Origin of the sequence: Halorubrum sp. SD690R (assembly GCF_005435035.1) — an archaeon.
GTDB lineage: Archaea > Halobacteriota > Halobacteria > Halobacteriales > Haloferacaceae > Halorubrum > Halorubrum ezzemoulense.
This window is the reverse complement of sequence record NZ_SGTV01000042.1, coordinates 1-20,694: the sequence shown is the minus strand read 5'-3', so window position 1 is coordinate 20,694 and position 20,694 is coordinate 1. Positions and strand designations below refer to the sequence as shown.

27 protein-coding genes and 3 pseudogenes are annotated in these 20,694 nt (G+C 59.4%); 18 read left to right on the top strand and 12 right to left on the bottom strand.

The features are described from left to right. A pseudogene (locus EXE41_RS16780) lies at nucleotides 1-1,555 on the bottom strand (restriction endonuclease); the annotation flags it as partial. A gap of 158 nt (nucleotides 1,556-1,713) precedes the next feature. On the opposite strand from EXE41_RS16780, the gene EXE41_RS19745 reads away from it, so the two are divergent. From EXE41_RS19745 to EXE41_RS16765, 3 genes are all read left to right on the top strand, one after another. Continuing rightward, nucleotides 1,714-2,526 (top strand): uracil-DNA glycosylase family protein, encoded by an 813-nt coding sequence (locus EXE41_RS19745; protein WP_241987272.1) that lies wholly within the window; start codon nucleotides 1,714-1,716, stop codon nucleotides 2,524-2,526. A 204-nt stretch (nucleotides 2,527-2,730) separates the two neighbouring features. Then, nucleotides 2,731-3,132: a hypothetical protein gene (locus tag EXE41_RS16770; protein WP_137691575.1), complete on the top strand. Its 402-nt coding sequence runs from the start codon at nucleotides 2,731-2,733 to the stop codon at nucleotides 3,130-3,132. Then, entirely contained in the window at nucleotides 3,129-4,346 is a 1,218-nt protein-coding gene (locus EXE41_RS16765; protein WP_137691574.1) for a hypothetical protein, read from the top strand. Before EXE41_RS16770 ends, EXE41_RS16765 begins: the two co-directional genes overlap by 4 nt. A gap of 718 nt (nucleotides 4,347-5,064) precedes the next feature. Here EXE41_RS16765 and EXE41_RS19135 read toward each other — a convergent pair. Then, entirely contained in the window at nucleotides 5,065-5,211 is a 147-nt protein-coding gene (locus EXE41_RS19135; protein WP_158294432.1) for a hypothetical protein, read from the bottom strand. Nucleotides 5,212-5,490: 279 nt separating this feature from the next. On the opposite strand from EXE41_RS19135, the gene EXE41_RS16755 reads away from it, so the two are divergent. Next, nucleotides 5,491-5,640: a rubrerythrin-like domain-containing protein gene (locus tag EXE41_RS16755; RefSeq protein ID WP_137691572.1), complete on the top strand. Its 150-nt coding sequence runs from the start codon at nucleotides 5,491-5,493 to the stop codon at nucleotides 5,638-5,640. A 97-nt stretch (nucleotides 5,641-5,737) separates the two neighbouring features. Next, entirely contained in the window at nucleotides 5,738-6,166 is a 429-nt protein-coding gene (locus EXE41_RS16750) for a DUF6069 family protein (RefSeq protein ID WP_137691571.1), read from the top strand. A 126-nt stretch (nucleotides 6,167-6,292) separates the two neighbouring features. On the opposite strand, the gene EXE41_RS16745 is transcribed toward EXE41_RS16750, so the two are convergent. Then, nucleotides 6,293-6,469, bottom strand: a complete 177-nt coding sequence (locus tag EXE41_RS16745) for a hypothetical protein (protein WP_241987271.1) — start codon at nucleotides 6,467-6,469, stop codon at nucleotides 6,293-6,295. 374 nt (nucleotides 6,470-6,843) lie between these two features. Between EXE41_RS16745 and EXE41_RS16740 the strand changes: the two genes are divergently transcribed. Beyond that, nucleotides 6,844-7,329 (top strand): DoxX family protein, encoded by a 486-nt coding sequence (locus EXE41_RS16740; RefSeq protein ID WP_137691570.1) that lies wholly within the window; start codon nucleotides 6,844-6,846, stop codon nucleotides 7,327-7,329. An 81-nt stretch (nucleotides 7,330-7,410) separates the two neighbouring features. Here EXE41_RS16740 and EXE41_RS19130 read toward each other — a convergent pair whose 3' ends face one another. Both EXE41_RS19130 and EXE41_RS16735 read right to left on the bottom strand, forming a co-directional pair. After that, the gene (locus EXE41_RS19130; protein ID WP_158294431.1) at nucleotides 7,411-7,566 is read right to left on the bottom strand and encodes a hypothetical protein; all 156 of its coding nucleotides are present in this window, start codon (nucleotides 7,564-7,566) and stop codon (nucleotides 7,411-7,413) included. A 63-nt stretch (nucleotides 7,567-7,629) separates the two neighbouring features. Beyond that, nucleotides 7,630-8,049 (bottom strand): universal stress protein, encoded by a 420-nt coding sequence (locus EXE41_RS16735; RefSeq protein WP_137691569.1) that lies wholly within the window; start codon nucleotides 8,047-8,049, stop codon nucleotides 7,630-7,632. Nucleotides 8,050-8,219: 170 nt separating this feature from the next. On the opposite strand from EXE41_RS16735, the gene EXE41_RS16730 reads away from it, so the two are divergent. Both EXE41_RS16730 and EXE41_RS16725 read left to right on the top strand, forming a co-directional pair. Further along, nucleotides 8,220-8,723: a DUF302 domain-containing protein gene (locus tag EXE41_RS16730; RefSeq protein WP_094521197.1), complete on the top strand. Its 504-nt coding sequence runs from the start codon at nucleotides 8,220-8,222 to the stop codon at nucleotides 8,721-8,723. A gap of 31 nt (nucleotides 8,724-8,754) precedes the next feature. Next, complete coding sequence (locus EXE41_RS16725) at nucleotides 8,755-9,759, top strand: arsenic resistance protein (RefSeq protein WP_094521196.1); 1,005 nt, start codon at nucleotides 8,755-8,757, stop codon at nucleotides 9,757-9,759. 199 nt (nucleotides 9,760-9,958) lie between these two features. Here the strand turns inward: EXE41_RS16725 and EXE41_RS16720 are convergent, their stop codons facing one another. Together EXE41_RS16720 and EXE41_RS16715 are read right to left on the bottom strand one after the other, a co-directional pair. Further along, a complete protein-coding gene (locus EXE41_RS16720; RefSeq protein WP_049933177.1) occupies nucleotides 9,959-10,189 on the bottom strand; it encodes a hypothetical protein in 231 nt (76 codons plus the stop codon). 198 nt (nucleotides 10,190-10,387) lie between these two features. After that, entirely contained in the window at nucleotides 10,388-12,067 is a 1,680-nt protein-coding gene (locus tag EXE41_RS16715; RefSeq protein ID WP_137691568.1) for an FAD-dependent oxidoreductase, read from the bottom strand. A 232-nt stretch (nucleotides 12,068-12,299) separates the two neighbouring features. Between EXE41_RS16715 and EXE41_RS16710 the strand changes: the two genes are divergently transcribed. The 8 genes from EXE41_RS16710 (at nucleotide 12,300) to EXE41_RS16675 (ending at nucleotide 16,677) form a co-directional block, all read left to right on the top strand. Next, nucleotides 12,300-12,611 carry a FaeA/PapI family transcriptional regulator gene (locus EXE41_RS16710; RefSeq protein WP_094521194.1) on the top strand — a complete coding sequence of 104 codons (312 nt, stop codon included), beginning with the start codon at nucleotides 12,300-12,302 and terminating at the stop codon, nucleotides 12,609-12,611. Then, on the top strand, nucleotides 12,604-13,047 hold the full coding sequence (locus tag EXE41_RS16705) for a metal-dependent transcriptional regulator (RefSeq protein ID WP_137691567.1): 444 nt from the start codon (nucleotides 12,604-12,606) through the stop codon (nucleotides 13,045-13,047). Before EXE41_RS16710 ends, EXE41_RS16705 begins: the two co-directional genes overlap by 8 nt. A gap of 6 nt (nucleotides 13,048-13,053) precedes the next feature. Next, complete coding sequence (locus EXE41_RS16700; protein ID WP_094521193.1) at nucleotides 13,054-13,707, top strand: bacteriorhodopsin; 654 nt, start codon at nucleotides 13,054-13,056, stop codon at nucleotides 13,705-13,707. A 169-nt stretch (nucleotides 13,708-13,876) separates the two neighbouring features. After that, nucleotides 13,877-14,161, top strand: a complete 285-nt coding sequence (locus EXE41_RS16695) for a FeoA family protein (RefSeq protein ID WP_158228705.1) — start codon at nucleotides 13,877-13,879, stop codon at nucleotides 14,159-14,161. Further along, entirely contained in the window at nucleotides 14,161-14,700 is a 540-nt protein-coding gene (locus EXE41_RS16690) for a FeoB small GTPase domain-containing protein (protein ID WP_137691565.1), read from the top strand. Before EXE41_RS16695 ends, EXE41_RS16690 begins: the two co-directional genes overlap by 1 nt. A 1-nt stretch (nucleotide 14,701) precedes the next feature. Further along, nucleotides 14,702-15,937 (top strand): nucleoside recognition domain-containing protein, encoded by a 1,236-nt coding sequence (locus EXE41_RS16685; protein WP_137691564.1) that lies wholly within the window; start codon nucleotides 14,702-14,704, stop codon nucleotides 15,935-15,937. Then, complete coding sequence (locus tag EXE41_RS16680) at nucleotides 15,938-16,396, top strand: hypothetical protein (RefSeq protein ID WP_137691563.1); 459 nt, start codon at nucleotides 15,938-15,940, stop codon at nucleotides 16,394-16,396. Next, nucleotides 16,393-16,677 carry a FeoC-like transcriptional regulator gene (locus EXE41_RS16675; RefSeq protein ID WP_094521188.1) on the top strand — a complete coding sequence of 95 codons (285 nt, stop codon included), beginning with the start codon at nucleotides 16,393-16,395 and terminating at the stop codon, nucleotides 16,675-16,677. Before EXE41_RS16680 ends, EXE41_RS16675 begins: the two co-directional genes overlap by 4 nt. 76 nt (nucleotides 16,678-16,753) lie before the next feature. On the opposite strand, the pseudogene EXE41_RS19740 reads toward EXE41_RS16675, so the two are convergent. Continuing rightward, nucleotides 16,754-17,103 (bottom strand): annotated as a pseudogene (locus EXE41_RS19740) (hypothetical protein); the annotation flags it as partial. A gap of 136 nt (nucleotides 17,104-17,239) precedes the next feature. On the opposite strand from EXE41_RS19740, the gene EXE41_RS16665 reads away from it, so the two are divergent. Then, nucleotides 17,240-17,791 carry a hypothetical protein gene (locus EXE41_RS16665; RefSeq protein ID WP_137691562.1) on the top strand — a complete coding sequence of 184 codons (552 nt, stop codon included), beginning with the start codon at nucleotides 17,240-17,242 and terminating at the stop codon, nucleotides 17,789-17,791. 45 nt (nucleotides 17,792-17,836) lie between these two features. Here EXE41_RS16665 and EXE41_RS16660 read toward each other — a convergent pair whose 3' ends face one another. The 4 genes and pseudogenes from EXE41_RS16660 to EXE41_RS16650 all read right to left on the bottom strand — a co-directional run. After that, entirely contained in the window at nucleotides 17,837-18,658 is an 822-nt protein-coding gene (locus tag EXE41_RS16660) for an SWIM zinc finger domain-containing protein (protein ID WP_094552356.1), read from the bottom strand. Nucleotides 18,659-18,793: 135 nt separating this feature from the next. Next, the gene (locus tag EXE41_RS19415; protein WP_004043292.1) at nucleotides 18,794-18,931 is read right to left on the bottom strand and encodes a hypothetical protein; all 138 of its coding nucleotides are present in this window, start codon (nucleotides 18,929-18,931) and stop codon (nucleotides 18,794-18,796) included. Nucleotides 18,932-18,933: 2 nt separating this feature from the next. After that, nucleotides 18,934-19,485 carry a type II toxin-antitoxin system death-on-curing family toxin gene (locus tag EXE41_RS16655; RefSeq protein WP_137691561.1) on the bottom strand — a complete coding sequence of 184 codons (552 nt, stop codon included), beginning with the start codon at nucleotides 19,483-19,485 and terminating at the stop codon, nucleotides 18,934-18,936. Between the two features lie 24 nt (nucleotides 19,486-19,509). Next, nucleotides 19,510-19,995, bottom strand: a pseudogene (locus EXE41_RS16650) (hypothetical protein); the annotation flags it as partial. A gap of 31 nt (nucleotides 19,996-20,026) precedes the next feature. On the opposite strand from EXE41_RS16650, the gene EXE41_RS16645 reads away from it, so the two are divergent. Beyond that, nucleotides 20,027-20,596, top strand: a complete 570-nt coding sequence (locus tag EXE41_RS16645; RefSeq protein ID WP_241987270.1) for a recombinase family protein — start codon at nucleotides 20,027-20,029, stop codon at nucleotides 20,594-20,596. Nucleotides 20,597-20,694: the final 98 nt, after the last annotated feature.

Genomic DNA, 20,694 nt, shown 5'->3' with positions numbered 1-20,694 from the left:
CGTGAATCTCGTCGAGCAGCGGGTCCACCGTCTCCTCGACGATGTACGTCACCACGTAGTCGGGCGTGTAGTACGCGCCCGTCGCCTTCCGCTCGCCCTCGTCGTTGACGACGTACAGCCCGCCCTCCTCGACCGTCTCGACCGCGTCCGCGACGGAGACCGCGTCGCCCGACTTCCAGACTTGTCCACCGTCCTCGGCGACCGCCGCGACGCCCTCCGGCCCCGCGATCCGGAACTCGTGTTCCAGAAGCCCCTCGTAGATTGACCCGAGGTGCCGCGTATCGAGGTCGGCGTAGTCCGCTGGGACGTGCTCGCCTTTGTCGTTCTCTGTGGTCGACAGCCAGAAAATTACCTCCGCGATGTACGGATCCTTCACGTCGTTCTCGGTCAGGAACGTGTGGTCCTCGCGGCTGAACAGCCCGCCGTTGTACGGCGGGATGTCCAAGTTCTCCTCGCCCTCGTCGATCAACTCGAAAAGCTCCGAGAGCCGGCCCCAGATTGACGACGAGTACTGGCTGAACTCTCGGTCGAACGCCGCACCCGACTCGACGTCGAGCCCGTCGACCCCGTCGAGTATCTCCTCGCGCTTCGCTTCGAGACTGAAGTACTCCTGATACTCCTCGCTAGCGGCCGGGTCGTCGGGATCGATCAACCCCCGCGACTCGGCATACAGGACGAACATCAGCCGGTAGAGCAGCACCAACGACTGTTCTTTCAGTTCGTCGGCGCTGAGTCCATCCTCGTCGTTGGGATCGATTTCTAGATCGTTCGACTCGACGAACCCCTTTCCGAGAACCCGCAGCGCTCGGAACACGTTGTCTTGGAGGTCTTCCCCGAGTTCCTGTGCGGCCGTCTCCGATTCGGACCACACGTCGTCGAGGAAGGAACTGCCGGCCGTCTCAACGAACGCTCCGGGGCGGAAAAAGACGTAGAAGTACTTGAACGCTTCAAGATTCCCGCTCTCCAGAATCTCTGGCAGGTCGACCTCGTAGTAGGTCTGTGTCTCGTAGTCTTTCGTCCCGTAGAGCCGCCACTTCTTCCCGTCAGTGAGGATCCCCCAGTTCAGATCGCCGGGAGTCCGTTCGAGGTAGAACTTGACTTGGTGAGAGGCGTCGCGATATGACCGCTGTTCGGAGAAGAACTTCTCGAAGTCGGCGTCCCACTGCTTGGCTTCGAGGATCGACAGCGCCCGGGAGAAGTGCCCCTCCGTCCCGCTGTCGAGCGCCTGCTTGGCGCTCTCCCGGCGCGTGTCCGCGTTCTCGAAGAGCAGCCGGTCGACGTAGCCCCCGCCGTCCGGGAGCGTCACCTCGGAACTCGTGCCGTACCCGAGAATGTCGAGAACCTCGGCGATCCACGTGTCGATCAGTTCGTCTTCCTTGTAGGAGGGCAAGAGCGCTCCCTCCTGATTCCAGAGGTCACGAATCTGTTCGAAGGCTTCCTCAGCCTCCTCGTCACAATCCCACGCGTCGAGATCGGCAACGCGCTCGTCGAGATAGTAGCCAGAGAAGAGGCTGGAGTTCCGGTAGGGACCACTTCCGAGCGTCGCTTGGCTCATTGAATATCAAACCCACACGTCAGCGCGATTAAATAGATGACGGAGCGATTACCAACGCTGGATCGTTCTGATACAGAGCGAAGGCGATGGTATTCAGATCGTTTACGACTCAGTCTACCCGAAGTATCAATTAGTCCGCTAGAGACCATTCAATTCAAATGGACGAAACGACCGCTCGCAAGCTCCTCTCGGAGATCGACGAGCCAACGGAACCGACGCTCCGAGAGCTACAGCAGACGGCCATCAGTAGCGTCGAGACGGTTCTCTCAGATACAGGCTTTCCTACCCGAGAGGAGGTCAATCGGCGACTCTCATACACGTTCTACTACGACTGGGAGACTGACGATCCGGACATCGTCCTCCTCGTTCAGGATCCAGGGAACCTCCATGAACGTCACTTGTCGGAACTGCGTCCGCAGAACCCACTCGCCGGCGAATGTTCGGCTCGCGACCAGATCGGCGTCTACCGCGAGTTTGCCAAGAGCTGGCTGACCGGGCGAAACGCCGATTTCGCAGAGCGTTTTTTCGGGACGCTCGCCCGTCACGATCTCATTTCGCTCCCGAACGGCTGGCACCAGTACGTCGAATCCGGGCAGTTCTATCGAGACTTCTACCTCGGCGACGTCGTGAAGTACCGCGTCGACGGTTTCGGAGTTGCCGCCGAGCGCGCCTCGTATCAACACCTCCTCAAGCAAGAACTCCGGGCGTTGGACCCGGATCTTGTGATCACCTTCGGCGGAAACGCGTGGCCGGCACTCCGACGCTCGACCACGCCGGAGCCCGTCATGGAGACGGACGCCGACCCGGAGAGCATTATGTCCATCCATGGGACACTCCACCGGATCTCCGATCCGATCGACACCCACGTACTCCCGCTGGCTCACATGAGTGGGCAGGTCTGGTGGCGGTTCCCACCTGACGAGTACATCTCGCGACTCAGCAAGGCGCTTGAAGTGCTCGAACGCCAGTAGCGAAAACGACGGAGCGTGACACGCATCGTCTCGATATGAGATAGCGACTCAACTGAGCTCCTCGTAGAGAACGGTCACGTGTCTGGACGGGCAGACTACATGTCGAGATAGGGGCCGAAAGCCCGAAATCTGGCACTACTGCCGATTATCATGAACGTCAAACCTCAGTACCAGATTTAAATGCTTAGCAGATAGTGACTTGGTATGGCTGGAGTTCAAGCAATCTTTCTTGCTATCTGTTTCCCAGTTCTTGCGATAGGACTCCACGAACTGACCCACCTAGCAGTCGCTCGGATTGCCTGCCCGCTTTCGATTGAACAGACCTCATGGGTTCCGTTCCGACTTCGGCTTGATTTTGAGAGGCCGCCGGCAAAAGCCACACTCCGGATGATTGCACTTGCCCCTCTATTTGTCGGCGGCGTGGTTGCTGCCATCGCTATTCAAACTGGAATGTGGCAACAGATTAAAATCGCCGATCCGTACTATCTCCATCATCTTACGATAGCATACTGGTTCCTCTATATCATTCCCAGCCCTGCAGATATTCGACTAGCCATCTGGCCGTCGGTAGAAGACACACAGCATGTTCAGGTGAATCCACAATGAGTGGACGCTTAATCAACACATCAGGAATGGACGACAATCGTGCTGTCGCGCCAGTCATCGGGGTCGTTATTCTGTTTGGGTTTCTGATCCTTGCTCTCTCACTGTACCAAGTAGAAATCGTTCCACAGCAGAATGCGGAGACAGAGTTCCAACACTCCGGAGAGGTCCGTAACGATCTTGTTGAGCTCAGAGCCGGTATTCTACAAGCTGGAAGCATCGACCAGCCACAGTATCAGACGATTCAATTGGGTACTGCCTATTCAACCCGCACGTTTACAATAAATCCACCTTCACCAGCTGGAACCATACGAACGACGAACCCGTATCCAATCACGATCTCGAACAATAGTGGCACACCTGAAGGGACGATAACGATTCCAACGCGATTTATTGAGTACCAGCCAGGGTACAACGAGCTTGATCGCTCTCCAACGTGGTATGATGCATCCGTGCTTTACCTCGATGCTCGTGACAATAGAGGTGAAATCGCGGTGATTGAAGATCAAGCCCTCGTCGATAGCGGTGAGGTACAGATTACGGCACTCCAGAACGAGTTTCGTCGGAGCGGGACTGGACGGGTCACTCTTGAACTCCGCCCAGCTGAGAATGTTACTGGTAATATTCCTGAGGGTGATCTCACTGTCACTGTGCCAACGCGGTTGAGCGAGGACGACTGGGAAACTAAGACGGATCTCCCGACCGATAGCGATGTCTACAACGGTGTTACGGACACAGGTGCCGAGATTAACAACAAGAAAATCTACAACTTGACGCTCAATACGACTGCTAACAACCTGACTGTGGATACGGTCGGCGTACAGGAAGCACCTGAAGAGCCGACTCAGAATGCTGATGCAAGTGTTGTTCGTGGTAGTGAAACAGTTGTTAATAAGAATGCAGAATTCTCTTTGATTGAAGCTACAATAACTCAAGAAAAAACAAATGGTAATAATCAAGGTGTTCAAAAGATTAGATTTGATTGGGAACTAAGTCAAGAGACAAATATTCAACTAAGAATACTCAACTCTGGAGGAGGCAATGCTGGTACTGAAACATTAGAACCAGCAGAAGTAACTGGATCAAGTGTTGTTAACACTGGTGGAAATCGACAAAATAGGCCAGTTGAAGTCGAAGCTGAGATTATAGAAACAGGTGAGACTTGTAGTGTGACATTTAATGATGGCGACGACACGTTAGAGCTGAATTGTGGATGAATAATTCTGATTTGTAGTTTCTGTACACAGCTGTCAGTTTTAGAGGTATTAGACACTCAAGTAATAATTATATATGATCGCTGTAGGAAACATTTCGCGGAACTCTAACCACCGAATTCCGGACACGTACGGTAATGGTCGAGCGCGTACTTAATCGGTGACAAAACACTCCAGACATGGGTTGTTGATATCGGTCGTCGTCGATACAAGCGTTTTAGCAGTGATCAACGAATCCATCACCCGGAGTCTGGTCAACAACCACGTGCTGTTTTTGTGGTGTTTGCCGCAGAACCCTTTCGTGTTGTAGTTGCGGTGATAGTGGAAACCCACAGATCATCGGGCTAGCTGACCTTTGAGCCGACTTCCGCGTTTTGTTTCTTCAGGTTTGCCGGGTGAATATCAAAAACATTCAGTAGCTTGATATTTGGGGGTAGTAAGCTTCAGCATATGAACAGGGTAGTGGGACTAACGTAGTGTCTGCTAGACTGATCGAGATCTGATCCGAGGGTGTGATGTCGGCGCAGCCGGCGATTTTTTCGGCGCGTCAGAGATGATCTGCGAGGTTGAGATGATTCATGGCCTATCTCAGCGAATTGTTGCGGGTTAAAATACCATTCATTATAATTCATCAAAAGGTAGTGGTATACACAAAACCGCAATAACCCCCGCTTGTTTAACATAATACCACGTCCTCGAAAACGTGAGCGAAAGCGGACCCTCAGACGCAGCGATCTACGCCCGCGTCTCGACGTCGGATCAGGACGTATCTCGGCAGCTCGATGAGGCGCGCGCCCACCCGCTCTTGGGAGTTCGAGTGCCGGAGCCAGAACCGGTCTCCGAGCGTCTGGGGCGCGTCGGTGGCCATACACGAGGGTCGTTCCGGTCGCGACATAACACTGACTGGAAACGGACGCCGAACTCCTTCGCGACGGCGCTTGCCGCTCGTGACCGGCGCAATACGTGATCGCCGGTCAGACTGGACGGGTCGATCCGCCTGCTCGAACGCGGGAAGATCGCTGTCGGAGACCGCTGATCTCGTCCGCGCTCCGCCCCCGACGGCCGAAATGGAGACACCAACGCCGCTGCGTCTCGTGTCAGGCGTTTCGACCAACGGTTTATCATCGAGCGAATCCTCTGAGGTGTGATGACAAGGAATACGCCTCAGTCTCCCTCCTCGTCTGGGGACCAATACGAATGTCGGGACTGCCTCTCTCGTCTGTGGACCGACGGCGGGCTCTCGTCATGTCCGCAGTGCGGCGGTGACGTCGAGAACCTCTCGAAGCCCCGCGAGTAGCGGTAGCACCTTCGACTCGACCTCGAATCCGATCCCAGTGACGACAGTTTCACGGTCCGTACGGCACGTATTTATCATCACAGCGCCTATAGGATGGATGGCACAGGCAACTCCTCAGGTCCCGGTCCCACGGGCGGGCAACGGTCTCGCCCGCCGCACGACCCTCGGCGTCCTCGTCGCGATTATCGCCCTCCTCGGCACGCAGGCGGTCGTCGACATGGCCGACATCGCCATCGGCGCGACCGGTGCGATGTCACCGTTCTCGGCCGGGGCGCTGGTCGGGTCGCCGATCGCCGCCGGCGCGGGCGCCGCGCTCGCCTACGCGGTCGTCAACAGATTCACCGCCCGCCCCGTACGGAACTTCGTCGCGACTGCGGCGGCGGTCTTCCTCGTCATGCTCGTCCCCGTCTTCGCCGTGGCGCCCGCGATGGGAATCACGCCGACCGGACAGGGCCTGCTCGTGGCGTATCACCTGATCGTCGCGGTCCCGCTAACGGCGTTCGTCGTCGGCGCCCTTGGCCGCTGACGGCTCCGTTTTCTTTAATGCCCATCTAAATACGGACTTCTCGGCGCTCGCGAGCGACGGTGACGCTTCGACCGCTGGACTGCCGTCCGGCTCGCGGACCGCGATCATCCGACCACGGCCTCGAGCTCAGACCACGGGCCCGAGCGACCCGAGTGCCGCCGACTCGTCGATTGCGGCCGCCAGCTCGACGGTCGCCTCGCCGAGCGTCGCGAGCCGGTCGCGAACTCTCTCGTCGACGAGTTCCCCTGCCCGCGGCATCGTGTCCGTGCTATTAATCCGGTGGGCGAGGTGGTTCGAAGCCAAGTCAGCGAGAAGTGCCGCCGGGTAATAGAACTTCGATTTCTGGCAGTAAGCCACCAGCGGTCGATCGTCTCGCAGCCCTCCAAGTGCGGCGACAAACGGTTTGGCCTGCTGCTCTTCCCATCGACGATTACCGCAGGGGGCTCGACGACCGTGTTCAAGATGTTATGGACGTGGATCGCGGAGTAGACCGCTTCGACCTGCTGAGTGTCCTCGTTCCCATCCAGGCTCTGGCGGTGGGAGAACACACGGATGTGCTCCGGAAATTCCTGTAGGACGGCTTCCATCAGGTCAACAGAGCAAGTCAAAGAATCTGACACGGTCGATCAGGAGCTAGAAGCCTTTTAGCCGGCAAAATCGTAGCTATCACGCACGTGATGGCAACCTCAGAAAACGAATCGAAAGGCACGCTAACCGTGTATCAAGAGCGGTTGGACGCACTCGACGCGACACTGGCATCGAAAATGGACCGTTGGAGTGTTCCAGCGTTGCGAGCCGCTGTCGGAGCGGTGTTCATCTGGTTCGGCACACTCAAAGTACTCGGCGTCTCGCCGGCCGGTGACCTCGTCGCCTCAACGGTGTACATTCTTCCGCCTGAGTTTTTTGTCCCGGTACTTGGCGTATGGGAGGTGATCATCGGGATCTGTCTGCTCTATCCACCGCTTACGCGTGTTGGATTGCTGCTGTTAGCACTCCAACTTCCGGGGACGTTCCTCCCGATGATACTGCTGCCTGAAGTTGTCTATACCACGTTCCCGTACGGGTTAACGGTCGAGGGTCAGTATATCGTAAAGAACCTCGTAATAATTGCCGGCGCACTCGTTCTGGGAAGTACTGTGAGAGACGAATCTGCGTCAGTGTGAATTAGACAGTTGGCTGCTCGTGCTGAACGATGAACATAGAACGATTCACAAGCTATTGTTTACAGTTAAAATATATCTTAATTAGTAGTTGGAAAGATCCTGCGTATTGACCGCCGTGGATTCTACTAAGTCCCACCGCGTCGCCGGCGTCCCTGGTGGCTTCCGTATTGAGAGCACGAAGCGGTTCGCCTTCGGTCTGGAGATGTCGGCGACGACAGCAGACAGAACCTCGGCCATACCCGCAATCGCAGGGTCGCCGAGACACGTGACAGCTCGTCCGTCGAGAAGCCGACGACTCTGTCACCGGACGACGGTTACAGGGACGGGCGACCGACGAACTACCTTCTCCGCGACGCTCCCAAGCAGGAGGCGTGAGACGCCTTCACGGCCGTGGCTCCCGACGACGACGTGGTTGATGTCGTCGCGTTCTGCGTAGTCAACGACGGTCCGGGCGGGGTCACCGACGTCGTGGACCGTCCGAACCGTTGCGTTCGACTCAGCGGGCGTCTCGAACTTCGTGAATACCTCCTCTGCCCGCTCGGTGGCTAGTTCTGTGAGTTCTGTGTCCGTACCGAAGGGGTCAGGTGTCTCATAGCCCGCTTCTCCCGGATCGAAGACGAATAGAACCGTCACCATGCTGGGGTCGAACCTGTCGAAGACGACCTTCCGGGCGTGTTCGGCGGGCTCCGATCCGTCGTAGGCGAGTAGTATGTTCGTCATAACACAATATAACTCACACAAGAACACAAAATAGTCTTGTGGTAATAACAAAAAGCCACTCTCAAAATTTTGATTAAGCTCTTTTTATTCTCGGTCTCCAGTTGCTCAAAGTCGGATATCGCTGTGTATGCCATAGCGCTTTTGTGTATAACACACAATGAAGCACATGAATGCCCGCAGACGAAAACCAAGGCTTCGAGGAATCGTTCGCAGACATCGGTGCTCGCGAGACCTACCTCGGGACGACTCACGAGGACGCGGTTGAGCGGGTCAGGGAGGCGTTTACCGACGCCGGGTTCGGCACCCCGACCGAGTTCTCCCCCTCGGAGAACATCCGCGAACACACCGGCGAGGAGCTCCCGGCGACCCGGATCATCGGCATCGGCAACCCCCACGCGGGGAAAATCGTTGCCGAGGAGACGCGTGGCGACGCGGCGACGCTGTTCCCTTGTAACGTCGTCGTCCAGCAGGTCGGTGAGGAGACCCAGCGTGTCTACCACGTCAGCCTGCCGAAGGTGCTCGAACAGGTCGGTCTCGCACCCGACGACCCTGCGTCGTCCGACACCTGGCAGGAGGCCCTCGACATCGCCGGCGGTGGTGTTGAAGACGCCTTCGAGCGGCTGAACGCGAGCGACGTCGCTGCGCCCAACGGCCCTGCGCCAGCAGACGACTGAGACATCACACCTTACTTCCACACTCACACTCATGCTCCGGAATTTTCTCACCGCTGTCAAGGAGAATCTCATCTACGTTGTGGTCGCGTCGCTTGTCGCCGGTCTCGCGTTCGGGCAGGTCGCCGGCACCGGGACGAGGAGCCTGCTGAAGGCTGCTGTCCTCCCGGTGCTGTTCCTGATGATCTACCCGATGATGATCAACATCGACCTCAAGGAGGTCATCAACCTCCGCAGGCACGCGAAGCCGGTCGGGCTGAGCTTGATTGTCAACTTTGCCGTCGCGCCGCTGGTCGCAGTGGGGCTCGCCCGCACCTTCTTCGCTGGGAACCCCGCCTACGCGGTCGGACTGTACTTCATCGCGCTCATCCCCACGTCTGGGATGACCGCTGCGTGGACCGGGTTGGCCGACGGCGATCTTGAGGCCGCGCTGGTAGCGATGGCCGTGAACCTGCTCGCGGCCGTCGCCATCCTGCCGGCGTACCTCTCGGTGCTCGTACCTGCCTCGGTCGCGTTCGACCCGACGGCACTGTACCGCCAGCTGGCACAGGTTGTCGTGCTACCGATGGTGGCTGGGAACCTCACGCGACGCGTGCTGCTCCGCCAGTACGGCTCTGACGGTTTCACTCGGCTCAAGCCGATGTTCGGTGGCCTGAGCTCTGTTGGCGTGATGCTCATCGTCTTCATCGCGATGACGATGCGCTCACAGAGTATCCTCGCTGACCCGGTCGCCTCCGCTAGTACCATCGTCCCGCTGGTCGTCTTCTACGCCGTCATCCTCGTGGTGGGCGCGGGGCTCGGCCAGACACTGCTTGACACTGAACGCGGCGTCAGCTTAGTGTACGCGACGAGCATGCGCAACCTTTCCATTGCGCTGGCCATCGTCGTCGCGGCCGGGTCGGTGCCTGCCGAGGCGATCCTCCCCATCGCGCTGGCGTATATCCTCCAGCCGCCGCTCGGCGCGGCGTACATGCACTACCGCCGCGACGTCGTCGGCGAGGGGCTGACCCTCCGCGAGGCCGTCGCCGACCTGGTCTGACGTCGCTGGTCGGTTTTTTGTGTAATCATAATGTCCACGCAGGGGTAATTAAGATACCCGGGCTTGTGTGACCGGGTACGCGGAACGCAGTGGAAGATCTCCCATACGAAGCAGGGCTCCTCCCTACAGCTACGATACCGGAGGGAAATCTGAAACCGCGATTCGGTCGCTTTACAGCGACCAGATTAATTCGCTGAAATCAGTCTTCGAGTCCGAAGTCAGCAAGTGAGTGCGTATGATGCCACACGGCGACTACTTCGTCAACATCGAATGTGAGGACGCCGTCTGTCAACTGAATCTTGATGACTCCGTCTTCGATTTCTGAATCGTGGAGATGCATCTCCAGCGGCTCATCGAACTCTGAAACTGCGAGCATTAGTTCGCCTTTCTCTTCCAGTTCCGATTGGAGTTCCGCTGTTTCAACTCCCATTGTACTACCGAATACGGGTTTGACAAAAGTAAAGATTAGTTTCATTTCTAAAAATCTATTTTTGACGAAAGATTTAATTGTTTTAATAGCACAATACTGCTGTAGCTGAATCTGCCGTATCAGTCACGAGTCGGTAGCATCAATCTACGCTTACGGAGAATCGAGGAGAAATTCTCGGGCTTCAGCGCAAGGAGAATGTCACTCTGCTGGCACGGATTCGAGTCGTTCGTTGTCGTCCGTCGCCGCGTACTCGTAGCGGTAGTAGCCGCCGGTCAGGCTGCGAGCGGTTATCCCGTACTCTGCCAGTACCCGCGTTGCCATGTAGGAGCTCTTCCCGATCTTACAGTATGTGAACACCTCTCCGTCTGGGTTGGCGTCGGCGGCCCACTCTCGGAGCTCGCCGAGCGGGACGTTCTCGTCGCCGTCGATCCGTCCTTGGGCCTCCCGCATCTCCGGAGGGCGGGTGTCGATGACCGTTGCCTCGTCTTTCCGTTCGAGAAACTCATCGAGATGGACGACGTCGGCGATGCCTTCGACGACGTTCGCACCGATCATTCCTAACATGTTTACCGGGTCTTTCGCGGCCGAGTATGGCGGCGCGTATGCGAGATCGTAATCGCGGATATCGAACACGGTGTCCCGGTGTGCGATGGCCGTCGCGAGGACGTCGGTTCGCTTGTCGACGCCGCTCTCGCCGATAGCTTGGGCACCGAAGAGCGTTCCGTCGTCGGGATCGAACAGGAGTTTGAAGTCGATCTCTGACGCCCCGGGGTAGTACTCCGCGTGGTTCGGCTGACTTGTGTAGACCGCTTCGTAGGCCTGTCCCGCCTCGTCGAGCGCCGCTGCCGTGTCACCGACGGTACCGACGTCGAGATCGAACACCTTCGCGATCGAGGTGTCCAAGACCGGATCGAGGCGGTCGTCACGTCCAGCGATGTCGTTCGCGGCGACCCGGCCCATCCGGTTGGCCGGCCCACCGAGCGGTACCCACGCGTTCCCGTCGGTCCGAGCGGCCGGCGGAGCGGCGACGTCGCCGACGGCGTGGATCGACGGCGTCGACGTTCGCATTCTATCATCGACCGCGACCGCACCGCTGTCGTGTAGCTCAACGCCTGCCGACTCCGCCAACTCCGTTCGCGGCGTGACGCCGGTTGCGACGACGACGAGATCGAACGTCTCTTTCGAGCCGTCCGTCGTGGCGACAACCGTCCTGTCACCGGGTTCCGTCAGCGAGTCGACGCCGGTTCCCAGCCGGAGATCGACGCCCCGGTCGCGGAGCCGTGACTCGACTCTCGCTGCCATTTCCGGACCGAGTGTGTTTGGCATTACCTGTTCAAGTAACTCGGCGACGACGACGTCGTTCCCGGCTTCAGAGAGGTTTTCGGCGACTTCGAGGCCGATGTAGCCGCCGCCGATAACGAGCGCTCGCTCGTCACCGGCCATCCCCTCGCGGACAGCCGTCGCGTCTGGGACGGTCCGGAGAGTGTGACAGTGTTCCAGTTCGGACAGGTCGAACATGGGCGGGACGAGCGGCTTCGCTCCCGTCGCGATAACGAGGTCGTCGTAGGCAATCGCCGCTGGCTCGCCGTCGGCCGCAGTGACCGAGACCGTCTGCGTATCCGGATCGACATTTGTCGCAGCGACGCCCGTTCGGATATCGAGGTCGAAGGCGGCTGCGAGCTGCTCGCTCCCCATCACTGTGAGATCGTCTTCAGTGACAGTGCCGCTGAGGTGATACGGCAGTCCGCAACTCGCGTACGAGATGTTGTCCCCCCGCTCTAGGACGACGATCTCGGCGGTCTCGTCGAGTCGTCGGAGTCGCGTCGCGGTGCTCATCCCGGCAGCGTTTCCCCCGATAACGACGTACTGCTGTGACACGCGTGGACGTTGCGTTCGTAGCAAATATATATTGAGCCGTATTCCTAATAGTGGGAATTATTGTGAGTTATGACCAAGTGCGCTAACGGGTTGTCTCGGGATCTCGTTCGCACCGTCGGCTCGCTGTATTTCACCGGTCAGATCACGCTGACGGTCTGAGACGCGCGCACCCGACCTGCGGGTTTGCTACTAGCAAACCGTTTATATTACACGAGCGGGTAATATCAACGAGATGAGCGACGAGACGCCACACCGCCGCCGGCGGCGCCGGCGTCGTCGCGACAACGGCCGGTTCGCGGAGACAGTCCCGCCCGAGGCGGTCCAAGACGTGTTTAGCGCCGTTGACGGCCCGGTCGTGACGACCACAGACGTCGCAGACGTGCTCGGGGTATCGACCGAGGCAGCGCGGACGAAGCTCAACGGGCTGGTCGAGCGGGGAGAGCTCCGCCGGCGTGAGACCGGTCGGACAGTCGTGTACTGGGTAGCCGACGACACCGGTGGCCGACCGGCAAAGGAGCGGCACGGGGGTGGACACGATGAGTGACGCGTCCTCTGCGAGCCTCCCCGTGAGCCCGGCGGAGGGGCGTCATCTCTGCGGGCTGCTGGTATTGACGCTCGCCGACGACTCCCCGGTCGGCACCGGTGTTTTGGCCGACTCCCTCGGCGTGAGCGGGCCGACGGTCACCGAGACGATTAAAACACTCGACGAAGCGGGGCTGGTGACCTACGAGCCCTACGTCGGGGTGGAGTTGGCCCCCCGCGGCGAGCGCATCGCACGGGACCTGTTGTGGCGGCGGTGTCTCGTCCAGCAGTTTTTCGAGACGATGGATATCTCCTTGGACACCGAACAGGCCTACCGGATCGGCCGGACCGTTCCCTCCGGAGAGCTCTCCCGGCTAGACGACCAGCTCTCCCGGCCCTGTGACCGCCCCTGCGAGGCGACCGACGCGCTCGACTGCGAGCGGCTGGTCAGCCGGTGACCGACGGTGCGGTCCGTCAGTCTCCTCGCGGCCGCTGGGTTCGCGCTTGTTACCGCTGGCGCCGTGGCCGTACGGCCCACTAGCAACGAGCTCCGGCGCTACCGGTGGATCGTCGCCGTCATCTTCGGAGCGTCGGCGGTCAGCTACGCCGGTATCGGCCTCGGCTACGGACGGGTTGACCTCGCCACAGGCTCGGTCGCATGGCTCCACTACGCGGAGTGGCTCGTCGGGACGCCGGCGTACGTCGCCGGGTTGTTCTTGCTTACCGAGGAGCCCAACACGGTCCGTCTCGCAGTCGGCCTGGATCTGCTGATGGTCGGCGCCGGCATCGGCGCCGCGCTGACATCGGAGCCGGCGCGCTACGCACTGTTCGCACTCGCGACGCTGTCGTTGGTCGGACTGTTTGCCCTGCTCGTCGGTCGCCAAGGCGCCGGCGGCTGGCGCTCGGCGCTGTACACAGACCTACGGCGGTTATTTTTAGCTGTCGGCCCGGGCTATCCAGTTGTGTGGCTGCTCGGCAGCGAGGGGCTTGGCTTATTTGGGTTCGGCGTAACGAACCTTGGGTTCCTGTTACTCGACGCAGTGGTGAAAGCTGGGTTCTTGGTGTTGCTCTGCCGGGCTCAGCCCGTCGACATTATCCTCCCCGTCTGGGATGGCTGACCGCCCGGCAGACAACGGTATTGCTTGGACACCCGGTATCGCAGTATTGTAGAATCACCGTAGTGCCGTAATGGTACCCGCGAATGGGTTCGTCGCAGTGGCGGCGTCACGACCGCAGTACTTTTTAGGCGGGCCAAAAAATACTGGATCAGAGCGAGTGAGTATAATAATGCTCTCTGGACTCATCGCCTCGGTCATACCTGAACAGACGAATAACGGGTTGTCCGTCGGTAGCACCCACGTGGCGGCCCTCGAAAGCGGACAGACCGGAACGATTGAGCGGGTCGACGAAGACGTATCTGATCGCGCCCTTGCGATGGGCATTCGACCCGGACGCGAGCTTGAGGTGCGGTCCAAACAGCCGTTCCATGGTCCACTGGTTGTTGCGGTTGATCAGTCGGTGACGTCGATCAGTCGACAGTGCGCTCAAGGGATCGAACTCTCCGTTGAGTGATGTCCGATCCCTCGCAGATACTCCTCGTCGGACATCCAAACGTCGGCAAAAGCGTGCTGTTCAACCGGCTCGCCGGCGCGAGTGCGACCGAGTCGAACTATCCCGGGACAACCGTCGACTACGCCGAGGGTGAGCTCGTCATCGACGGTGATGCGGTTCCCATCATCGACACGCCAGGCACCTTCTCGCTTGATCCGCGAGACCGCGCAGAAGAGGTAACGGTCGAACTCCTCGAAGACGCTGCCGATGTGCTCGTTGTCGGCGTGATTGATGCCACACGTTTTGAGCGGGGGCTCAACCTCATGCTTGAGCTAATCGAACGCGGATACGAGCTCGTCGTGGCGCTCAATATGTGGGACCAGGCCCGTCGCAAGGGGATCGACATCGACGTCGATCGGGTTGAATGGTTGCTTGGCGTACCGGTTGTTCCGGCCGTTGCTACGGAGGGACGGGGGATTAAAACCCTCCAGCGTCGGATGGATGAGGCACACGCCCCGTCAATTGAACAGGTACAGACACGCGTTCGAAACGGCTCCTGATATGGACTCACAGCTTGATCCTGCGGCGCGGTGGGATCTCGTTGACGAAATCGCAGACCAAACCGTTGAGTACGAAACCGCTGAGGCCTCGGTTGCCGACGAAATCGGTCAGTTGATGGTTTCGCCGTGGACCGGCTTTCCCTTCGCAATCGCCGTGCTCTACGGGATGTGGGGATTCTTCGGCGCCGTCGCCGGCTTCTTCACCGATGGGTACTTCGTGCCCCTGTTCGATCGGTACTGGCTACCCTGGCTTCAGGAAACGTTCCCGTTTGAGGGCACTTGGGTGTACTTCGTCTTAGTCGGCGACCCGGCGGCAACCAATAGCTTCGAGGCGTTCGGGATGCTCACGAGTGGTCTCTTCGTCGCCGTGGGCGTTGTTGTTCCGGCGCTGCTTGCGTTATATTTCATCCTATCCGTCCTTGAGGATTCAGGGTATATCCCACGACTGGCCGTGTTGCTCGATACGTTCTTCCACCGGATCGGCCTACACGGCTTCGCGGTCGTGCCGATGGTTCTCTCCTTTGGGTGTAACGTGCCGGGCGTCGAGGCGACCCGGTCACTAGAGGGGGAAAAACAGCGGTTTATAATGATGACCTTGCTGTCGGTGTTTATTCCCTGTGGCGCCCAGCTGGGGGTGATGCTCTCGTTGATCCCCCAGTATACGGGCTTCATCCTCCTGTATCTGATTGCTGGCTTCTTTGTGTTCGGTGCCGTCCTCAACCGGGTTATCAGTGGCTCGACACCGGAGTTTATTGTCGACATCCCACCGCTTCGCTGGCCGCGGCCGCGACCACTCGGCCAGAAACTCGCGATGCGCACCCGCGGCTTTCTCACGACCGGTTTGCCGTTCGTCCTCGTGGGTGTCGGAGTGATGAACGTACTCTATGTAACTGACCTCATGAGTGTAATTGGGATGGCAGTCCAGCCCGTGCTAACCGGCTGGTTCGGCGTACCGGCAGACACGGTCCCCGCCCTTGTCGCCGGCTTCATGCGGAAGGACCTTGCCGTCGCCCAACTGAGCGCCATCGCACTCACTCCCTACGAGACAGTAATGTCCGTAATCATGATCAGTATCTACTTTCCCTGTGTAGCCACTTTCGTTATGCTGATTAAGGAGGGCCGCAACAGCGGCGGACTCACGCGCGTTCTCGTTGGGAGTCTCGCCACGCTGATCGCAGCGCTGTTCATCTGGGGCGGCCTGTTCCATCTACTTGGGATCGTTATGGGGGTGGCATAAATGCGGATTACGCGTCTCTACTGGGCGTTTTTCGGAGCCGGCCTGCTCGTCGTTGGCGGAATCGAACTCGCCGCCGAGATCCTTGGCGTCAGTCGGGCAGTCGGACCAGTCTCGATCGGTGGCACCTACGTCCTCTGGCGTGGCATCATCCTCGCCACCGCCGGCGGACTGTACACCCATGCTGTCCTCGCCGACGTCCCCAGTGTACGCGAGCGGGCGACCGTTGTTCTCGCCAGTGGTATGCTCTGGATCACGGCCGGCACTCAGCTTTTGACTGCGGTCTTGGAAGCGATCCCGGGCGGCGCTGAGACGTGGATTGCTCCACCAGGGGCAATTTTCGGCGCATTAGCGCCACCGTACGTGCCAGCACTCATCGCCGTTCTGCTCACGCTCCCCGCCGTCCGTCACGTTGACGGAATCGCTGTTATCGACCGACTTCGTGAGGTGGTTGCGTCGTGAGTACCTACCGTCGTGTCCTCGCGATGGTCGCACGAAACGTACCCGTCTCGACGATCGCCACCCGGTTGGACACGCGGGAAGATGCCATCCGTGGGATGCTTGACTCGATGGTCCGTGAGGGGTACCTCCGCACGATCGACTGTGAGTCGGCGGCCTGTAGCGGCTGTCCGATGTCCGATGCCTGTGGAATGGGTGCCGACGGGAATCCAATGAGCTATCTGCTGACACAGCGTGGTCGGGAACTGCTTGCGGAGCACGACTGCATCGCTGTCAAGTCCTAACTGGTCGACTTGCCGCGCCATACGAGTGTACGCCACCGCAAAAGCGGGTAACGCACAGATCAAGGGTGGTAACGAACGCTGCGGCGACGCCCTTCGCGACGGCACCGTAGAACGTGGTCGACTCGACGACTAGGTGGACGATACTGAGGATCGTCGTCGACGCTGTCTCGTTCGTGCTGGTGGCGCCACTTCCGAGATAGTTGGTGAGACAGAACCGGCATTTCGTCTGGCCGGCTGGGACTGACGCCCCACAGGACCGGCACTCGCCGTCGGTTACCGTCGGCGCATCAGAGTAGCCACCAGCGCTTGTCGCGACGCGTTGCCGCCGGGGGGACCTTCACACCCGTCGTCCAGCCTCGTGTCGGGAATGTGGGACGCCTCACCGGTCGGCCGCAGTTCTGCTAAGTCAGTATATCGGTTGTACATCAGTTGGCTCATAGCTTCTGTCGGTATCACATTTCAACGTCAGGACAGCCTCGCTCGCAATTTCTTCTTGATTATGCGAGAGGGCACAAACATATATGAGAGTTCAGCGCTAACACTGTCGTAAGAGGTGCCATACATGTCCGAATCCTCGCGAGATGGGGCCCAGTCGTGGACTGAGTCGATGAGCGCCCGCGACCGCATTCGAGCGGTCGCCGAGTCACTTCGCGAACCCCGCTCAGTTAACTGGATCAGCGAGCAGGCCGACGCCGCCTGGAGTACGACCAACGAGGAACTCCAGGATCTTGTCGACCAGGGCCAGCTGCGCCGCGTCGAGGCCGGTGAGACGACGCGCTACCAGCCGGACTACACGCGCCTGCTCTTCGAGGAGATCCACACGCTCATCGAGGAAAACACCCGCGAGGAGCTACGCAACGAATTGGCCGCGATCACCGAGGAAATCGAGCAGTGGCAGGCGACTTACGAAGTTGAGACCTGGGAGGAGCTCGAACAGTCGCTTGCTGATGGCGATCTCGCAAGTGCCGAGCTTCAGGAACGCCGTGACGTGATTACGCGCTGGGAGGAGAATCTGGAAGACCGCCGACTCATCAAGCATGCGTTGGCGCTCTACTCGGATGTCGAAGCCGCTCGCGAACAGATGATCGACGCGACTGACCGCGACACAAACTAATTTTCGCGGTCGTCGAACGTGTGGGCGTCATCGAGGGCGACCCAGCTATTCCTCGGCCTGCTCGCCCAGCTTCGCTCGAAGCTCGACTGCTGCCTTCTCAAAGTGGTCCGCGGGGACCGGCGTTCCCGCCGTCACCCGCTCCTCAAGGAACGCAACGGCGTCAGTGACCGCATCAGCGTCGCGGTTCGCGGTCGCGACACAGTCAACATACCCGTCGAGTGCCTGACTGAACGCACGCGAGAAGTGGTCGTACGCGCCGTCGACGCGCTCCATGTTGTCGTCGAGGGACTCGACGAGTGCCCGGTAGACGGTCGCCGCTGACGCGTGCCGCTCCTGCTCGCGGTACTCGTTCGCGAGCTCGAACCACTGCGTGAAGTCGATCGGCTCGAAGACGACGTGGTACTCAGGGTTCGTCTCGTGGAACCGCCGATCGATCGAGGCACGAAGCTCATCGACCGACTGGCTCGTCGGCTCGCCAACGCCGGCGAGAAACCGTTCGCGGAGATCCGTATTGGTCGCAAGTTCGTCACGCAGGAACGCGCGGAGTTCATCGTCGTCGGCACTGTCGAGTGCGGCATCGAGTCGATCGCCGTCGTCTGCCGGTGGGTCGTCGACACACCGGAGCAACACGGCGACGACGTGCTTGCACGCTCCCGGCCTGTCGTACGGACAGTCGCACCACGGGGCAAACCCGTCTGCGGCGAGGTCAACACGGACATCGTACTGACGGCTGCCGCTCACGACGGCGGTAACGGTGCTGTCGACGCGGTGTATTTCGTGGATACGGCCCTCAGCAAGATATCGTTCGCCGCGTTCGAAGACTGCGTCGGTACAGATGTCTCGAACCGTGTCCTCGGTTACATCCATATGCGTGGCCGATGTTCCAGTGCGAACGGGAAAACCGGTGCGTCAATCTCGCTTTCGCTTCGGATTGGAACGGTCTCGCTCTGCGAGAAACCACGGTACTGTTGCAGTACTACGGAGAACAGCCTGGAGAGAGTCCTACTCGGTCGCGAGTTCGTCGTAGATCTCCTCGTGCTCGTCGAGGTCTTGGCGTCCGAGGAACCGAATGAGATACTGCCGTGCCTCTTCGGGGGACAGCTCATCGGGAATCTCGGGCTGCTCACTTTCAGCGGCCATCGTTATTCATTACTATGGCGGTCATCGTCATAATCGTTCGGTTCGTGTTGTTCATTGTCGCCTGTATCGAGCTTGGGATCTCTGGATAGCTGATCTGTGCCTTCGATGCGTGACAGCCACAGGTTGATGGTTGCCTCGTACTCCGGAGCGAGCGGCTCTGTGTGTGCTCTGAGATACTCGATCACGTCATCCCCATCGACAGCGCCCTCATCGGTCGCGAGCGCCTTCAGGATCTCTTTGATCTCTCGATCGTAATCGAAGCGGTGGCCATTCAGCGCGTAGAAAATCCGGGCCGACATAAGCGCCGTTCGCTTATTGCCATCGACGAACGGATGATTCGCCGCGATGAGTCGCAGCAGCTGGAATGCCTTCTCGTGGGGCGATTCGGGAACCTGGCCGAAATGGCCTTCCTGGATATGTTCGACGGTGTATTCGATATCACCTGGTGAAGAGATACCCGCTGTCGTGTCCGCATTTGACTCCACGATCAACTCGTGAATGTCACGGATATCAGCAGCCGACAAATAGCTGATCGACTCCGATTCTTCGCCCATTATCGATACTCTCTGTGAGGACGCTTATCTAACCTCTGCTTTCGCCGGTGCCCCTCGATTTACTGTATCACCCTTGGTATCCATTCTCTGCTCAGCATCCAGCTGTTGGAGTGTGTCTCGATGGGTCCGAATCGTTGTCGTTGAGATGTTAGCGGCTTCAACAACCCCGGACTGCGTCAGCCAGCGACCCTCTTCGCGACCGGCCGTGTAGAGGCAGGCCGCGGCGAATCCGGCCGGATGGACGCCCGTCGTGACGCCGCGCTCTTCGGCCTGCTCCGCGAGGGCTTGGGCCCGCTGTCGGATCTCGTCCGGACACTTGAGGTCCGAGGCGAGTCGCGGCACGAACATGCTGGGGGCAACGGGCTCAGCGGGGAGGCCCACCTCTTCGTTCAGCGTGTTGTACGCGTCCGTGACTCGTGACTCCGCCACGCGGGCCATCTCGCTGACATCGTCCACTAACCGCGAGCGACCGTTACATCGGCAGGCTCCGTAGACGCTGGCCGCGGCGATCTACGCCCGGGTCTCGACGTCAGATCAGGACGTGTCTCGGCAGCTCGACGAAGCCCACGAACATCTGGAGCGTCTCGGTGTCAAAGACATCGAAGAGTATCCCGAAATCGTCTCGGGTGCTGGCGACACCGACACCCGCGAGGTGTATAACCAGCTCCTCGACGCCGTCGAGACGGGACGGTTCGATCTCGTGGTCGTTCACGAAATCAGTCGGATCTCTCGCCTCGGCCCGACTGAGATTCACGAATTCATCCAGCACTGCTTGGAACACGACACCGGCGTCGAAGCTCTTGACGTCGGCCTGAAGATCCACGTCGACGACGGCGAGCTCCAGCAGACGATATACAGCATGGTCGCTCGGTTGATGGGCGACCTCGCCCAGATCGAACACCAGCAAAAACTCCAGCGGATACGGTCGGGCGTCCGCGCCGCACAGTCCGCCGGAAAGTGGACCGGGAGGCCGCCAGCAGGGTTCGTCGTCGAGGACGGCTACCTCCGCGTTGATCCGGCCGAGTTCCTACACGTCCGGGAGGCCCTCACCCGTGTCGACCGCGGTGAGTCGTTCGCGACTGTCGGTAGTTCCCATCGGGTAAGCGGATAGTCACAACTGACAGGGTTAGATTCTCAGAAAGCGTCTGGATGGGTGCGTATGAGATTTCTCTACCACCCAGACACTGTCCTTACGGCTCCAGACCTCGA

Coding starts and splice junctions, on each gene's coding strand:
- EXE41_RS19745 (WP_241987272.1), top strand. CDS start 1,714: ATGGACGAAACGACCGCTCGCAAGCTCCTCTCGGAGATCGACGAGCCA.
- EXE41_RS16770 (WP_137691575.1), top strand. CDS start 2,731: ATGGCTGGAGTTCAAGCAATCTTTCTTGCTATCTGTTTCCCAGTTCTT.
- EXE41_RS16765 (WP_137691574.1), top strand. CDS start 3,129: ATGAGTGGACGCTTAATCAACACATCAGGAATGGACGACAATCGTGCT.
- EXE41_RS19135 (WP_158294432.1), bottom strand. CDS start 5,211: ATGGCCACCGACGCGCCCCAGACGCTCGGAGACCGGTTCTGGCTCCGG.
- EXE41_RS16755 (WP_137691572.1), top strand. CDS start 5,491: ATGACAAGGAATACGCCTCAGTCTCCCTCCTCGTCTGGGGACCAATAC.
- EXE41_RS16750 (WP_137691571.1), top strand. CDS start 5,738: ATGGCACAGGCAACTCCTCAGGTCCCGGTCCCACGGGCGGGCAACGGT.
- EXE41_RS16740 (WP_137691570.1), top strand. CDS start 6,844: ATGGCAACCTCAGAAAACGAATCGAAAGGCACGCTAACCGTGTATCAA.
- EXE41_RS19130 (WP_158294431.1), bottom strand. CDS start 7,566: ATGGCCGAGGTTCTGTCTGCTGTCGTCGCCGACATCTCCAGACCGAAG.
- EXE41_RS16735 (WP_137691569.1), bottom strand. CDS start 8,049: ATGACGAACATACTACTCGCCTACGACGGATCGGAGCCCGCCGAACAC.
- EXE41_RS16730 (WP_094521197.1), top strand. CDS start 8,220: ATGCCCGCAGACGAAAACCAAGGCTTCGAGGAATCGTTCGCAGACATC.
- EXE41_RS16725 (WP_094521196.1), top strand. CDS start 8,755: ATGCTCCGGAATTTTCTCACCGCTGTCAAGGAGAATCTCATCTACGTT.
- EXE41_RS16720 (WP_049933177.1), bottom strand. CDS start 10,189: ATGGGAGTTGAAACAGCGGAACTCCAATCGGAACTGGAAGAGAAAGGC.
- EXE41_RS16710 (WP_094521194.1), top strand. CDS start 12,300: ATGAGCGACGAGACGCCACACCGCCGCCGGCGGCGCCGGCGTCGTCGC.
- EXE41_RS16705 (WP_137691567.1), top strand. CDS start 12,604: ATGAGTGACGCGTCCTCTGCGAGCCTCCCCGTGAGCCCGGCGGAGGGG.
- EXE41_RS16695 (WP_158228705.1), top strand. CDS start 13,877: ATGCTCTCTGGACTCATCGCCTCGGTCATACCTGAACAGACGAATAAC.
- EXE41_RS16690 (WP_137691565.1), top strand. CDS start 14,161: ATGTCCGATCCCTCGCAGATACTCCTCGTCGGACATCCAAACGTCGGC.
- EXE41_RS16685 (WP_137691564.1), top strand. CDS start 14,702: ATGGACTCACAGCTTGATCCTGCGGCGCGGTGGGATCTCGTTGACGAA.
- EXE41_RS16680 (WP_137691563.1), top strand. CDS start 15,938: ATGCGGATTACGCGTCTCTACTGGGCGTTTTTCGGAGCCGGCCTGCTC.
- EXE41_RS16665 (WP_137691562.1), top strand. CDS start 17,240: ATGTCCGAATCCTCGCGAGATGGGGCCCAGTCGTGGACTGAGTCGATG.
- EXE41_RS16660 (WP_094552356.1), bottom strand. CDS start 18,658: ATGGATGTAACCGAGGACACGGTTCGAGACATCTGTACCGACGCAGTC.
- EXE41_RS19415 (WP_004043292.1), bottom strand. CDS start 18,931: ATGGCCGCTGAAAGTGAGCAGCCCGAGATTCCCGATGAGCTGTCCCCC.
- EXE41_RS16655 (WP_137691561.1), bottom strand. CDS start 19,485: ATGGGCGAAGAATCGGAGTCGATCAGCTATTTGTCGGCTGCTGATATC.